Consider the following 13,459-nt stretch of genomic DNA (forward strand, 5'->3'; position numbering starts at 1 on the left):
AGGAAACCAAAATTATGAGTATTAAAAAATTAACCCTAGCCACCTTAATTTTAGTTGGTTTAACTGCTTGTGGCAGCAGTGGTTCAGGTAGCAATTCTAATAATGGTAAATCGGATAAATCTAACATTGTTATACCAAAAGATCTAAAAGACAAAGCTGATCAAGCAAAAGATAAAGCAAAAAAGGAAGCCGAACGTTTAGCTAAAGAAGCGGAAAAAGCAAAATCAGAAGCGGATCGTTTAGCAAAAGAAGCGGAAAAAGCGAAAGCAGAAGCGGAGCGTTTAGCAAAAGAAAAGGCTGAAAAAGCAAAAACGGAAGCAGACCGTTTAGCAAAAGACGCCGAGAAAGCAAAGGCGGAAGCAGAACGTTTAGCTAAAGATGCTGAAAAAGCAAAAGGAGAAGCACAACGTTTAGCGAAAGAAAAAGCTGAAAAAGCAAAAGCAGAAGCTGAACGTGTCACTAAAGAAGCTGAGAAAGCCAAAACAGAAGCAGAGCGTTTAGCAAAAGAGAAAACTGAAAAAGCCAAAGCGGAAGCAGAGCGTTTAGCACAAGAAAAGGCTGAAAAAGCCAAAGCAGAAGCAGAGCGTTTAACTAAAGAAGCTGAGAAAGCAAAAGCCGAAGCTGAACGTTTAGCCGCAGAGGAAGCCAAAAAAGCTGAAGAAGCCAAAAAAGCTGAAGAAGCCAAAAAAGCTGAAGAAGCTAAAAAAGCCGAAGAAGCTAAAAAGGCTGAGGCAGAAGCAACAGAAAAAGCGAAAGCTGAAGCCATTAAACTCAAGGGAACTGATGATAAAGAATATGCAGTTATTAAAGAAATGAAATCATCAGACAATACACGAAAAGGTCATATTTATAACCAACCTTATTCTGTTGTGACGGCTAGTACGTTAGTCACATTAGGAGAGAAGCCAAATGAAAATGATAGTCTTGTTGAAATTAAGGGCTTAAAAACAACAGCATTACCACAAGAGGGTAAAGCAACTTATAGTGGTAAACTATTCGAATTTACAAATGTAGATTCAAGTGATTTAACCTATAATGTTGATTTCGGTAAGCGTAAAGGTTCTGGCGTGGCAAAAGGTCAGGAGACGTCTATTGAATTGAAAGAAGGAAGCATCGAAAATGGAGCAATTTCTTCTACTGTAACGTCTTCAGGGGGAATATTGGATGGTAAGCAAGGCAGCTATAAAGTCGAATTCTTTGGACCAAAAGCAGAAGAAATTGCTGGTGAAGTTGAAATTAAAAATATTGATTCGACAGGTCTTTCTATAAAATACGGATTAGCAGGTTCTCGTGGTGAAATCTCTAAATAAATTTTTATGATATTCAATGCCGTTTAATCCCTTAAACGGCATTCTTTTTTACTATGCATAAAAAACACTTTCTATTTTTACTTGTTTCGCCGTTGGCAATGGCGGAAACGGTTGAGTTTCAGCAAGATCCCAAAGAGTTTGATGGGCAGCGACAAGCGGTCAAATTTGAGCAAGAAATTGCAAAAAAAGATTTAAAATCAACCGCTTACTTGGCAGAAGATAATACGCTTAAAGGTATTGAACAGCATATTAACCAAGCAATTCTGAGACAAGATTGGGCGAAGCTGGAAAACCTGTTAGGCGATTATGCAAAGCAAGATCAATTTGACCCACTGCTTTTGGACTATGCTTTGGCGGCATTGGCTTATGCTAAAAAAGATTATCGCTCTGCGGCGTTTTATTATCAGCAGTTGCTGAAAAAACAGCCTGATTTAACCTACCCTCGTTTTGATTTAGCCCTGATTTTAAAAGAGGATTATCGCTACAGGGAAGCAGAGCAAGAATTTCAGCAACTCAAAACCGATGATTTACGCAATGCGGTGAACAGTGCGTTGGCTCAAATAGAGGAAGAAGAGAGCTGGAAGCCGGATTTTTACTTGCAATATACCCAAACCAACAATGTGAATAATGCTTCTTCATCGCCAACGGTAAATGTAAACGGGCGGATTTTTATTAAAGAATCAGACAGCTTGCCGCAGTCGGCAAAAGGCATCAGATATGGCATTGGCTTGAGTAAAATGCGAAATATCGGCGGTAATCATTTTGTGGGAGTCGATCTTGGCTATAACGGCGTTTATTACTGGAATAACCACGATTATAGCGAACAGTCGGTCTCACTAACGCCAAAATATAGCTACAGAACGGCAACTTATCGTATCGGGGTTTCGCCCTTTATTGAGCAGAATTGGCTGGGTAGCTCTCGGTATAACTATCAATTTGGTAGCAGTATCAATGCTGTTAAACTTTTTGAACGTGGGGTTATTTCAGGCTCATTCAGCCACCTGCAAAAACGCTATCTTGAAAAGCATACTGCTGAGCGTTACAACGGCTACCGCAACCAACTCACGCTCGGCACTCAATGGCAAGCGGTCAAAAATTGGCGATTTTTTGCAAATCTTAACGCTAGCCGTGAAATTACCCGTGAGAAAGCTCAATCTTCCAATAAGTGGCTGGCGACCATTGGCGTAATTTACCAAACACCAAGTTGGGCAAGTTCGGTAAGTGTCGGGTATGGCAAGCGTTATTTTGCTGATAAACATTATCTGTTTGGCTATAAACGCCAAGATAAGGAATATCAAGCGAATGTGGCGGTGTGGAACCGAAATTGGCACTGGCACGGGATTGTGCCGAAATTAAATTTCCGCTATCAAAAAATCGACAGCAATATTGCCGATTTCTACTCGCGTAGCAATAAAGAAGTCTTTATGACGTTAGAGAAGCTGTTTTAAGACTGTGTATGAATATCGGGGCGAAAATTTTCGCCCCCATCAATATTAACTAATTGAATTTTTGGTAATTTAACTGCAACCATTGTAGCCCAATTACCGCAATCACATTGTCAATTGTGCCGTCTTCTACCCATTGATATGCCTGTTCACGGCTTACAACGTGAACCAAAATGTCTTCATTTTCTTCTTCCAGTAAGCCGTGTACCTCACCGGATTTCACTTGGGTGCTGTCAATCAAGCCGAGAAACAGGTGCAAGCGTTCCAGTTGTCCACCGGGACTGTCCCATACGCTTAAGGCGTGTTGCACTGTTGTGACTTCCAAGCCGGCTTCTTCTTTGGCTTCACGCATTGCCACTTCTGCCGGCTCTTCGTTGCCTTTATCTACCATACCGGCAACCAATTCCAGCAACCAAGGGGATTTTTTCTGCCCTGAATCATAGGCTCCGATACGCACTTGCTCAATTAGCACCACCTTGTCTAAGATAGGATCGTAAGCAATTAAAGCCGCCGCTTCGCCTTTAATTAAGAGTTCACGCACCACTTCACCGCTCATTTCACCGGAAAACAGTTTATGGCGGAAAGTGATTTTTTGTAGCTCAAAATGCCCTTTATAGACGGTTTCTCGGTTTAGAATCTGTAAATCATTGTGCTGATATTGGGTTAGCTTCATATTAGTTCCTAGCTTTTATGTAAACGATCGGTGTGTACAATATATAATGCTATAATCATCACCAAAATAGAGAGTGCGAATAATAGTGTATGCAACGCATTAGAATGATCGACAATAATCAAACGCACCATGGCAGTAATCCCGATATAGAGGAAATAGCGTAACGGAAAGTGATAATTCGATTTGAAATATTTCACAATCAACGCAAGAAACTCAAAATAGAGAAAGAAAATTACTATTTTTTCTACAATTTGGAATTTCTCACTGTCGCTAAAGGAGAGTTCATAGAGTGAATAGGCTTCGGCAAATAGTGAATAAGAGAGCAATGCCCCTGCTGCAAGCAAGGCTATATTCATAATCCATTGAAAGGTTTCGGAAGCGATTTTGCCAAAACTGGAATGGTGTTCTTCTAAAGATTTTTTAGGCATTCGTTATCCTTAATTAACATCATAAATAAGCGATTGGCACTTAATAGGCTGAAACTGCCCTTGTTGCCAACAGTATAATAAGGGCTCAGATAATAGCATATTTTGCGATTGCTGATAGAAGTAGCTCAAATAGAACGGTAGCTCGCTCACAAAATGCAGTTTTCCGCTCGGGCAATGGGCGGAAAAGAGCTGTTTTTCTAACGGTAAATGTTTTACTTCGGACAGTTTCGCAATCCCTACCCCTTGCGATTTCAATATCGCCTCTCGCAAGCACCAGCTCAAATAAAAGCGTTCAGCAAGGTTACTTAGAATGGGGGAGGGGTGGGCTAATAAAACATTTTGTTCTTCAGCGTTTCCGTAATGGCAGATTAAATCGTGGTAACGCCTGATTTTTTGTGGGTGTTCAATATCAATGCCGACCGCTAATTTTGCAAAAGAATGCGAAAAAATGACCGCTATCCACTCCCCGGAATGGCTGATGTTAAAGTCAATTTGCTCACAACTGACAAAAGGGCGACCGCTTGGGGAGCGTTTTATATTGGTGAGTAACGCTAAATCCAGATGGTGTTTTTTAAACAATTCCGTGAGCAGAAAAAAGGCAGCTCGGCGGCTTTGCCATTTTTGTATCTGTTTTTCAGTTAAACCGCTTGGCATTTCAGGGTAGGCGAAATCGTTTGGCAGGGCTGCTTGCCGATGAATAAACGCAATTTCAATATTTGCAAAATGTTGCATAAAAATCACCGCTTGAAGGCAAGTAACAGTACGCCACCGGCAACTAAGCTAATGCCTAACCAATCTTGCCCGCTTGGGCGTTCGCCAAGAAAGATCACTGCAAAAAGGGTGACTAACACCAGACTTAATTTATCAATCGGGGCAACTTGGGAAGCATTGCCCATTTGCAAGGCTTTGAAATATGCCAACCAAGAAGCACCAGTTGCCAAGCCGGATAAGATTAAAAACAGCCAGTTTTTGCCACTCAAGCTATCTAACGGCTGCCATTTTCCGCTGTAAGTGAGAAAGGCAATCAGTGCAACGATGATTACCAGCGTGCGGATAAAAGTGGCAAAATCAGAATCTACGCCTTGTAAACCAACTTTGGCAAAAATGGCGGTTAATGCGGCAAAAAGTGCAGAGGCTAATGCCCAATAGAGCCAATCGTGTGTCATAACAAAATTTTAATATTTTAGGTTAATTTCTAATCAGATGGAGCAATAAAATGCGAGTTAGCTCTAGTTTATCAAATTTTCTATTTGATCTTCGCAAAATCTTTGGTAAAAGATGGAATGTATAGAAATGAAAATACAATAAACAAATATTAATAGGAGAAAGTTAAGTGGAAAAATTAAAAGAATTTTTAAAATCTGAAGCCTCAGGAGGCGTACTGCTTCTGGTTTTTGCTTTTGCAGCAATTGTGTGTGCCAACACATCCTTAAGTGATTTCTATTTTGAGTTTTTACAAACGATTGTTAGTGTACAGTTTGGTGAATTTGCCTTGAATAAACCGCTATTACTCTGGGTTAACGATGGCTTAATGGCAGTGTTTTTTACGTTGGTGGGGCTGGAAGTAAAAAAAGAGTTGTTTGAAGGCTCGCTTTCAAGTTATAAGAAAGCCATTTTCCCGGCGATAGCAGCAGTAGGTGGTATGATTGTTCCAGCGATTATTTATTGGGCGATTAATCAAAACCACCCTGAATTTCACAACGGTTGGGCAATTCCGATGGCAACTGATATTGCTTTTGCAGTCGGAATTGTGGCGTTATTAGGTGCTCGTGTCCCGTTAGCGTTAAAAACCTTTTTATTGGCATTAGCGATTATTGATGACTTAGGTGCGATTGTGGTTATTGCGATTTTCTATTCGCAAGAAATCAGTGTGCAAGCTCTTACTATTGCAGCCATTGCGATTATCGGCTTAGTGCTGCTCAACCGCTTTAAAGTCACCTCGCTGTGTGCTTATTTAGTAGTCGGTTTAGTGCTTTGGACTTCCGTCTTAAAATCAGGGGTTCATGCCACCCTTGCCGGTGTAATTATCGGTTTCTGTGTGCCACTGAAAGGTAAAAACGGAGAACGCCCGGCAGACGAACTGGAGCATATTCTAGCCCCTTGGTGTGCTTATCTGATTTTACCGCTCTTCGCTTTTGCTAATGCCGGTGTTTACCTGTTAGAAATGGGAATGGAGCAGCTCTCATCGCCGTTACCGTTAGGCATTGCGTTAGGCTTGATTATCGGCAAAACCTTAGGCGTGTTTGGTTTTAGCTATCTTGCTGTGTTATTCCGCATCGCCAGTCTGCCGCAAGGGGTTAATTTCAAACAAATTTTTGCCATTGCGGTGCTATGTGGTATCGGTTTTACCATGTCGATGTTCTTGGCAAGCCTTGCCTTTGATGTAAGTGAGGCTGGGGAAAGTATTACCGCTCTAGCTCGATTAGGTATTTTACTCGGTTCTGCGGTTTCAGCGATTTTAGGTTATACGTTACTTAGAATGGCGACTAAGCAGAATAATCCAGAAAATAATGCCACTTATTAACCACAAGCGGTTGAATTAATCGGAAATTTTGCAAAATAGGCATAGTGGATTTCCATACCACTATGCCTATTTTATTTTACACCTTAGGAGCAAATCGGTTGCCGATTATAAAAGCAATCAAACCAATTAGCAGTGAAGGCACAATGGCGTGGAAGCTGAAAATAGCAAGCTTAAAGGTGGTCATCAGCACATAACAGCTTAAGCCTACCAGCATTGAGCAAATAGCACCGGTGGCATTTGCTTTTTCCCAATATAAACCCAGCACAATTACCCAAAGGAAAGTCGCTTCCAAGCCACCTAAAGAGAGTAGGTTCAGCCAAATTAACATTTCAGGTGGGGTTAGGGCGGCAAACACGAGTAATACCGTAAAAGTAAGAGTAGTAATAGTGGAGAACAATTTGATTTTTTTCTCGTTATTAATGGCATTCGGCTTAATTGCCAGATAGAGATCTTTAATTAAGGTTGAAGACGACTGAATCAACATTGAGTCAATCGAAGACATTATCGCTGCCATTGGGGCCGCGAGGAAAATACCGGCAACCACTGGCGGTAGCACTTGTACCATTAGCTTTGGAATCACTTGATCCGGCACTTTGAGATCAGGTACAACTGCTCTGCCTAATACACCTGAAAGGTGCATTCCAAACATTAAAATCGCAATCACTACTGTGCCGATAATCATTGCTCGGTGCAAGGCTTGGCTGTTTTTGTATGCCATACTTCTGACCGCAATATGCGGTAAACCGATTAAACCAAAGCAAACCAATACCCAAAATGAAGTCATAAATGTGAAATCAAGAGGGCGTTCGTCAATACCGTAAGGGGTGGTAAGTTGTGGGTTAATGGCTTCAAGGGTGTTCATTGCATTTTCCACTCCGCCTGCGGCATAAATTACGCCTACTAGCAAAATAGCTGTACCGACCATCATAACCAAGCCTTGAATGGTATCGGTTAGCACTACCGCCCTAAAGCCACCAATGAAGGTATAAAACCCGACAGTCACAGCAAAAATCATTACCGCTGTTTGGTAAGGGATTCCGAGTGTGGTTTCAAGTAAGCGACCGGCACCGATAAATTGCACCGTCATCATCGCAAAAAACGAAAGTAATAAGGCTAGTCCTGCAATCCAAACCACAAATTTGTTTTGGTAACGGGCTAACAGCATATCGTTAATGGTGACACTATTGTGCTTGCGGGCAAGTAAGGCAAATTTTTTGCCTAATGCACCGAGTGAGAGCAATACGGCAGGGACTTGAATCATTGCCAGTAACACCCAGCCTAAACCGTATTTATAGGCAGCACCCGGTCCGCCGATAAAGGAACTTGCCCCCACATAAGTGGCGGCGGTTGTCATTGCTAACACAAAGCCCGACATTGAACGCCCACCGATATAGTATTCCGAAATAAAGCTTCCGCATTGGCGTTTACGGTAAGCATAAAACGCTACGCCAAACACAAAAATTAAATAAGCAATCAGGGGTAAAATCATTTCACTATTCATTATTCACCTCAAGATCGATATTTTTATACACTTTTTTGACGACAATGGTGGCAATTAAGCTAAATAGCACAGGTAAGAAAATGCAAGAAAGTTCAAACCAAATCGGAAAGCCGAAAATGCCTCTGCCTTGCGGTGAAAAGTAAGCAAAACCTACCCAGCCGAGCAGATAAATCAGCGTAAGCAACACAGCCCAACGTGCTTCTGTTGTTAATTGTTGATACATAAAGTCTCCTTAAAATATAAAAAGAACCTCGCAGTTGCGAGGTGTGTCTAATATTGCCATTCGTCCGGGTCTATTCCCAGCTCACGCATTTTTTGTTTTGCCTCTTCAGGGATTTCATCTGTCCTGTCTTTCATCAAGTCTTCATCATTCGGCAAAGGCTGACCGGTAAAGGCGTGCAAAAAAGCCTCGCACAATAATTCGCTGTTGGTTGCGTGACGAAGATTTTTGATTTGGCGACGGGTTCGCTCATTAGTTAAAATTTCCAATACTTTAATTGGAATGGATACCGTCACTTTTTTGACTTGTTCACTTTTTTTGCCGTGTTCGGCATAAGGGCTAATATATTCGCCGTTCCAGTCTGCCATTTGTTTGCTCCTTAAATGTTGCCTGTATTGTAATCAAAAGCGAACTATATCTCAATCTAGACGTCTAGATTTCTAGATGCAAAACGGCTTTTTGTTTTGTATTTTTTATCAACTTCGCTACAATGGGCGAAATTTCTCTGCAAAAGGTTCAATTTATGAAACTCAAATCGTTCAAACCGATGTTTATGCTACTCAGTGTGGCATTTTTAACCGCTTGTTCATCAAGCATTAACCCAGAAACCGGCGTGCGAGATGACCCACTTGAGGGGTTTAACCGTGCGATGTGGAAAGTCAATTACGAATATTTAGACCCTTACGTGTTAAAACCGGCAGCTAAAGGTTGGAAAGAGTATGTACCAAGCCCGGTTAAAACAGGCTTAATTAATGTTGCTAATAACCTTGATGAGCCGGTTAGCTTTGTAAACCGCTTAATTGAAGGCGAAGGTAAAAAAGCGATGGTTCACTTCAATCGCTTCTGGATCAACACTGTGTTTGGTTTAGGAGGGTTAATTGACTGGGCAAGCTTAGACGATGGCTTACGTTTAAATAACGGACAACGTGGTTTAGGCGAGAGTTTAGGAACTCACGGCGTGCCTTCCGGCTCTTATATTATGATGCCGGCTTATGGAGCAACCACACCTCGTCAAGGTATTGGTAGTGCGGTGGAAACCGGTTATTCGGTGCTGACTTATGTTGGGTCACCTTGGTCTATCGCTAAATTTGTGGTGCAAGGGGTAGATACCCGTTCTAAATTATTAGAACAAGATGCGTTGTTAGAGCAAGCTCAAGACCCTTATGTTACCTTCCGTGAAGCTTATTTCCAAAACCTTGAATTTAAAGTGAAAGATGGCAATGTTGAGCAAAGCCAGCAAGAACAGCTTTCGGAAGAAGAGTTGAAGAATATTGATTAATTGATGTGAACGAGGGATGGTACGCCTCATCTAAAGCGTACTCTCTCCCCTTGTGGGAGAGAGACCGAAAAATATTTCGTTCAGAAATATTTTTCAGAGAGAGGGGGAGCTTACAATATTAAGCCTAAAAATGACCGCTTACCCCTCTCCCTGATTTTTTCTTCTGCACGAAGAAAAAATCTATCCCTCTCCCACAAGGGGAGAGGGGATGACTCTAACATTTTAAATATAAAAAGATGAAAAAACATATCCATATTTTAGGCATTTGCGGCACCTTTATGGGAGGTGTGGCAATGATTGCCCGTGAGCTTGGCTATAAAGTTACCGGCTCAGATACTAACGTTTACCCACCGATGAGTACCTTTTTAGCGTCTCACGGTATTGAAATTATTCCGAATTACGATGTCACTCAACTGCAACCGGCCCCTGATTTAGTGGTGATTGGTAATGCGATGAGCCGTGGTAATCCGTGCGTGGAATATGTGTTGGACAACCAACTCAATTACACCTCCGGCCCGCAATGGTTGCACGATCATTTGCTTAAAGACAAATGGGTACTGGCGGTTTCCGGCACGCACGGCAAAACTACCACAACAGGAATGTTAGCGTGGATTTTAGACCAAAACGGAATTGATACCGGCTTTTTAATTGGTGGTGTTGCCGGTAATTTCGGTATTTCCGCTCGTGCCGGTAACAGCCCATTCTTTGTGATTGAGGCAGACGAGTACGATTCTGCGTTCTTTGATAAGCGTTCTAAATTTGTGCATTACACCCCGAAAACGCTGATTATCAATAATATGGAATTTGACCACGCCGATATTTTTGATGATTTAAAAGCGATTCAACGCCAATTCCACCACCTTGTTCGCACTATGCCACAAAGTGGTTGTATTTTGTCGGCAATCGCAGATCAAAACGTGCAAGATACGCTAAAAATGGGCAGTTACAGCCAGCTTCAATTTATTGGCGAACAAAACGAATGGTTTGCCAAACCGCTAAATGCCGATTGCTCACAGTTTGAGATTTTTCACTTAGGCGTTAAACAAGGCGAGGTGCATTGGTCGATTATCGGCAAGCACAATATGCACAATGCCTTAATGGCGATTGCAGCTGCCCACCACGCAGGAGTTGAGGTGCAAGGGGCTTGTGAGGCATTGGGTAAGTTTGTGAATGCCAACCGCCGCTTGGAAGTGAAAGGCGAGGTAAACGGCATTACCGTTTATGATGATTTCGCCCATCACCCAACTGCGATAGAAGCGACCATTGATGCTTTGCGAGGCAAAGTCGGGAAAAACCAACGCATTTTGGCAGTGCTAGAGCCTCGTTCAAATACAATGAAAATGGGCGTACATAAAGATGAAATAGCCCCAAGCCTACACGATGCCGAAGCGGTATTTGTTTACCAGCCCGATATTATTGCGTGGAGTGTGAGTGAGATTACCAATGCGTTATCGCAACCGGCGTATTGGTCAGCAAATATTGATGATTTAGTCGAACTGGTCGTCAAAGAAGCCAAACTCAGCGACCACATCTTAGTGATGAGCAACGGAGCCTTTGGCGGTATTCACGCGAAGTTGTTAGCTAAATTAGCAGAGCGATAAACCTTACAAGCGGTAAAATTTTTGGAAAATTTTACCGCTTGTTTGTATAACCCATCTATTTTTGTGATCTGCATCGAAAAATTCAAAATCATTTATGGATATTCATACATATTTTATTGAAAATAGTGACTAATATCTCTACCAATAAACAGAATAAAATATGAGCGATTTAATTATTTATAACACGGAAGACGGCAAAAGCAATGTAGCCTTGTTAGTGGTTGAAAATGAAGCTTGGCTGACACAAAATCAACTTGCAGAACTTTTTGACACCTCTGTTCCAAATATAACCACACATATCAAAAATATCTTACAAGACAAAGAGTTAGACGAAAATTCAGTTATTAAGGATTATTTAATAACTGCCCAAGATGGCAAGAATTATCAAGTAAAGCATTATTCACTTGAAATGATTCTGGCGATAGGGTTTCGAGTTCGTAGCCCAAGAGCAGTACAGTTTAGAAAATGGGCAAACAGCACATTACGCACTTATCTCGAAAAAGGTTTTTTAATTGATAGCGAGCGTTTGAAAAATCCGCAGGGTCGTTTAGATTATTTCGATGAATTACTTGAACAGATTCGTGAGATTCGGGCAAGTGAATTGCGTTTCTATCAAAAAGTACGAGAGCTTTTCAAACTCTCTAGCGATTACGACAAAACAGATAAAAATACGCAAATGTTTTTTGCAGAAACGCAAAATAAGCTCATTTATGCAATAACCAAACACACTGCCGCTGAGTTGATTTGTCAACGTGCTGATGCGACTAAGATGAATATGGGATTAACTAGCTGGAAAGGAAAAGTCGTGCGTAAAGGCGATATTGTGATTGCGAAAAACTATTTAGATAATAATGAGCTGGATTCTTTAAATCGCTTGGTAATGATCTTTCTTGAAAGTGCCGAATTACGTGTGAAGAACAACCAAGATCTTACGTTAGGTTTCTGGCGAAGAAATGTAGATATGTTGATTGAGTTTAACGGCTTTCCTGTATTAGGAAATGGTGGAACAATCACGCATAAACAAATGGAAAGCTTTGTCAGAGAGCAATACGAAAAATTTGATATTCAGCGTAAATGTTTAAAACAGAAAGAGGCAGATTGGGAAGATTTGCAGGCATTGGAAAAGTTAGAAAGTGAGCTAACACGGTAGTTAAACGCAAGCGGTAAAATTTCCCCAAAATTTTACCGCTTGTCACCTTATTTTCTATACCGCTCATCTGTCAAGGTTTTTAAAAATGCTTCGAGGGCATCAATTTCTTCATCGCTTAAGGGTTTGGCTTTGAGTTTTTGGTGGGCGATAGTGGGTTCAAATTCTGCTTGTTGCCACGCCGTGCCGGTTTCAGGGTTGATTTTTCGCTCCGGGTTATTGTAGCTGTCTAAAAACAGCAAAACAGTCTTTAATTCTTTAAACACACCGTTGTGCATATAAGGTGCAGTCACGGCAACATTTCGTAACGTTGGGGTTTTGAATTTGCCTTTTTGTGTTTCATCACCTTTAACATTTGGGTTTTCAAATAAGCCTAAATCGACAAAGTCTGGTGCGAAGCCGTTAACCGCTATCAAGTCTGGGTTGCCGGGTACGCCTACATTGTAATAGTGATAGTTGCTAAAGGTTTCTTCTTGGTGGTTTGCAGCACTCTGTAATTGGTGGCAACTACTACAATTAGTTTGAGCTTTATTGAAAAATAAAGCTCTGCCTTTTTCTTCCAATGCAGTTAATTGTTCCTCGCCTTTTAAAAATAGATCATATTTTGAATCAAATGGAGCGAGAAGTTTGTTTTCTTGCTGGAATGTCGCAATCGCATCTTCCATTGCTGCATAAACGCTTTCATAACTTTCCCATACCTTTTCACCGTAAAATTGCCCTAAAAATCGCTGATACATCGGCACATTATATAATCTTTTGGCTACTTCTAATTTGTTAGGCATTCCCATTTCATTTGGGTCGATAGGCGGCATACCGGCTTGCTCGGCGAGATTTTTGGCTCGCCCGTCCCAGAACTGCCCGCCGATATATTCTTGACTTTGCTCATCAAAGTGGAACTCAGGAGAGTATTTCGCATAAAGCATGGTCGGGGAGTTGCGTTTGCCGAATTTGGTCGGATCATCTCCTTGTGAAACCACGCCTTTTGCCGGAGTAGTGCGGTTATCAATAAAGGCATAATCCGGATTATGGCAGCTGGAGCAGTTTTGTGAACCGTTGTGTGACAGCATATTGTCAAAGAATAGAATTTGTCCAAGTAGGGGCTTATTTATTCCTTCTGCCGGTATAGTTCGAGGTGCTTTTTCTAGTGCCAAAGTTACGCCGGAAAATAGAGTTAAGCTAAAGATTAGAGGGAAGAATTGGTTCATAAAAGCATACCTTTTTAACGATAACTACAGTGATAATTCAATAGTGTTGAATGATTATCCGTAAACCTTAGCTTATTTTAAAATTTCACTGCGTATAAATCTCCCCTCAAAATGAGGTAGTGGCTT

General features: G+C 41.4%; 14 protein-coding genes. 6 read left to right on the forward strand and 8 right to left on the reverse strand.

From position 1 onward, the window contains the following. The first annotated feature begins 14 nt into the window (after positions 1 to 14). Together ACJ7Z2_RS03880 and ACJ7Z2_RS03885 are read left to right on the forward strand one after the other, a co-directional pair. A complete protein-coding gene (locus ACJ7Z2_RS03880; RefSeq protein WP_409500841.1) occupies positions 15 to 1,310 on the forward strand; it encodes a factor H binding protein domain-containing protein in 1,296 nt (431 codons plus the stop codon). A gap of 53 nt (positions 1,311 to 1,363) precedes the next feature. Continuing rightward, positions 1,364 to 2,758 carry a surface lipoprotein assembly modifier gene (locus ACJ7Z2_RS03885; protein WP_409500842.1) on the forward strand — a complete coding sequence of 465 codons (1,395 nt, stop codon included), beginning with the start codon at positions 1,364 to 1,366 and terminating at the stop codon, positions 2,756 to 2,758. Positions 2,759 to 2,807: 49 nt separating this feature from the next. Here ACJ7Z2_RS03885 and nudF read toward each other — a convergent pair whose 3' ends face one another. Genes nudF through ACJ7Z2_RS03905 form a run of 4 tightly spaced genes read right to left on the reverse strand, consistent with a single transcriptional unit; the run spans position 2,808 to position 5,022 of the window. Further along, the gene (nudF, locus tag ACJ7Z2_RS03890) at positions 2,808 to 3,428 is read right to left on the reverse strand and encodes an ADP-ribose diphosphatase (protein ID WP_409500843.1); all 621 of its coding nucleotides are present in this window, start codon (positions 3,426 to 3,428) and stop codon (positions 2,808 to 2,810) included. 8 nt (positions 3,429 to 3,436) lie between these two features. After that, a complete protein-coding gene (psiE, locus tag ACJ7Z2_RS03895) occupies positions 3,437 to 3,856 on the reverse strand; it encodes a phosphate-starvation-inducible protein PsiE (protein ID WP_409500844.1) in 420 nt (139 codons plus the stop codon). 9 nt (positions 3,857 to 3,865) lie between these two features. Next, on the reverse strand, positions 3,866 to 4,588 hold the full coding sequence (locus ACJ7Z2_RS03900) for a 4'-phosphopantetheinyl transferase family protein (RefSeq protein WP_409500845.1): 723 nt from the start codon (positions 4,586 to 4,588) through the stop codon (positions 3,866 to 3,868). Between the two features lie 5 nt (positions 4,589 to 4,593). Then, positions 4,594 to 5,022 carry an EamA family transporter gene (locus tag ACJ7Z2_RS03905; RefSeq protein ID WP_154703795.1) on the reverse strand — a complete coding sequence of 143 codons (429 nt, stop codon included), beginning with the start codon at positions 5,020 to 5,022 and terminating at the stop codon, positions 4,594 to 4,596. Between the two features lie 167 nt (positions 5,023 to 5,189). On the opposite strand from ACJ7Z2_RS03905, the gene nhaA reads away from it, so the two are divergent. Next, positions 5,190 to 6,380 (forward strand): Na+/H+ antiporter NhaA, encoded by a 1,191-nt coding sequence (nhaA, locus tag ACJ7Z2_RS03910; RefSeq protein ID WP_154703796.1) that lies wholly within the window; start codon positions 5,190 to 5,192, stop codon positions 6,378 to 6,380. A gap of 76 nt (positions 6,381 to 6,456) precedes the next feature. Here the strand turns inward: nhaA and panF are convergent, their stop codons facing one another. Genes panF through metJ form a run of 3 tightly spaced genes read right to left on the reverse strand, consistent with a single transcriptional unit; the run spans position 6,457 to position 8,469 of the window. Then, positions 6,457 to 7,881, reverse strand: coding sequence for a sodium/pantothenate symporter (panF, locus tag ACJ7Z2_RS03915; RefSeq protein ID WP_409500846.1), 1,425 nt, complete (start codon positions 7,879 to 7,881; stop codon positions 6,457 to 6,459). Next, positions 7,874 to 8,104, reverse strand: a complete 231-nt coding sequence (locus tag ACJ7Z2_RS03920; RefSeq protein WP_154703798.1) for a YhdT family protein — start codon at positions 8,102 to 8,104, stop codon at positions 7,874 to 7,876. Before ACJ7Z2_RS03920 ends, panF begins: the two co-directional genes overlap by 8 nt. Before the next feature lie 47 nt (positions 8,105 to 8,151). Beyond that, the gene (gene metJ / locus ACJ7Z2_RS03925; protein ID WP_409500847.1) at positions 8,152 to 8,469 is read right to left on the reverse strand and encodes a met regulon transcriptional regulator MetJ; all 318 of its coding nucleotides are present in this window, start codon (positions 8,467 to 8,469) and stop codon (positions 8,152 to 8,154) included. 155 nt (positions 8,470 to 8,624) lie between these two features. Here metJ and ACJ7Z2_RS03930 point away from each other — a divergent pair, with 155 nt between their 5' ends. From ACJ7Z2_RS03930 to ACJ7Z2_RS03940, 3 genes are all read left to right on the forward strand, one after another. After that, a complete protein-coding gene (locus ACJ7Z2_RS03930) occupies positions 8,625 to 9,380 on the forward strand; it encodes a VacJ family lipoprotein (RefSeq protein WP_409500848.1) in 756 nt (251 codons plus the stop codon). A gap of 236 nt (positions 9,381 to 9,616) precedes the next feature. Continuing rightward, positions 9,617 to 10,981, forward strand: coding sequence for a UDP-N-acetylmuramate:L-alanyl-gamma-D-glutamyl-meso-diaminopimelate ligase (mpl, locus tag ACJ7Z2_RS03935; RefSeq protein WP_409500849.1), 1,365 nt, complete (start codon positions 9,617 to 9,619; stop codon positions 10,979 to 10,981). A gap of 160 nt (positions 10,982 to 11,141) precedes the next feature. Further along, a complete protein-coding gene (locus ACJ7Z2_RS03940; RefSeq protein ID WP_409500850.1) occupies positions 11,142 to 12,131 on the forward strand; it encodes a virulence RhuM family protein in 990 nt (329 codons plus the stop codon). Between the two features lie 47 nt (positions 12,132 to 12,178). On the opposite strand, the gene ACJ7Z2_RS03945 is transcribed toward ACJ7Z2_RS03940, so the two are convergent. Beyond that, positions 12,179 to 13,333: a cytochrome-c peroxidase gene (locus ACJ7Z2_RS03945; RefSeq protein WP_126301620.1), complete on the reverse strand. Its 1,155-nt coding sequence runs from the start codon at positions 13,331 to 13,333 to the stop codon at positions 12,179 to 12,181. Positions 13,334 to 13,459: the final 126 nt, after the last annotated feature.

It is taken from the genome of Mannheimia glucosida, assembly GCF_046267875.1.
GTDB classification, from domain to species: Bacteria; Pseudomonadota; Gammaproteobacteria; order Enterobacterales; family Pasteurellaceae; genus Mannheimia; species Mannheimia glucosida.

Bases quoted from the DNA above. Each gene is read 5' to 3' on its own strand.
- psiE (WP_409500844.1), bottom strand. From the start codon at position 3,856: ATGCCTAAAAAATCTTTAGAAGAACACCATTCCAGTTTTGGCAAAATC.
- ACJ7Z2_RS03930 (WP_409500848.1), top strand. From the start codon at position 8,625: ATGAAACTCAAATCGTTCAAACCGATGTTTATGCTACTCAGTGTGGCA.
- nudF (WP_409500843.1), bottom strand. From the start codon at position 3,428: ATGAAGCTAACCCAATATCAGCACAATGATTTACAGATTCTAAACCGA.
- ACJ7Z2_RS03885 (WP_409500842.1), top strand. From the start codon at position 1,364: ATGCATAAAAAACACTTTCTATTTTTACTTGTTTCGCCGTTGGCAATG.
- ACJ7Z2_RS03905 (WP_154703795.1), bottom strand. From the start codon at position 5,022: ATGACACACGATTGGCTCTATTGGGCATTAGCCTCTGCACTTTTTGCC.
- mpl (WP_409500849.1), top strand. From the start codon at position 9,617: ATGAAAAAACATATCCATATTTTAGGCATTTGCGGCACCTTTATGGGA.
- metJ (WP_409500847.1), bottom strand. From the start codon at position 8,469: ATGGCAGACTGGAACGGCGAATATATTAGCCCTTATGCCGAACACGGC.
- ACJ7Z2_RS03880 (WP_409500841.1), top strand. From the start codon at position 15: ATGAGTATTAAAAAATTAACCCTAGCCACCTTAATTTTAGTTGGTTTA.
- ACJ7Z2_RS03940 (WP_409500850.1), top strand. From the start codon at position 11,142: ATGAGCGATTTAATTATTTATAACACGGAAGACGGCAAAAGCAATGTA.
- ACJ7Z2_RS03945 (WP_126301620.1), bottom strand. From the start codon at position 13,333: ATGAACCAATTCTTCCCTCTAATCTTTAGCTTAACTCTATTTTCCGGC.
- ACJ7Z2_RS03920 (WP_154703798.1), bottom strand. From the start codon at position 8,104: ATGTATCAACAATTAACAACAGAAGCACGTTGGGCTGTGTTGCTTACG.
- panF (WP_409500846.1), bottom strand. From the start codon at position 7,881: ATGAATAGTGAAATGATTTTACCCCTGATTGCTTATTTAATTTTTGTG.
- ACJ7Z2_RS03900 (WP_409500845.1), bottom strand. From the start codon at position 4,588: ATGCAACATTTTGCAAATATTGAAATTGCGTTTATTCATCGGCAAGCA.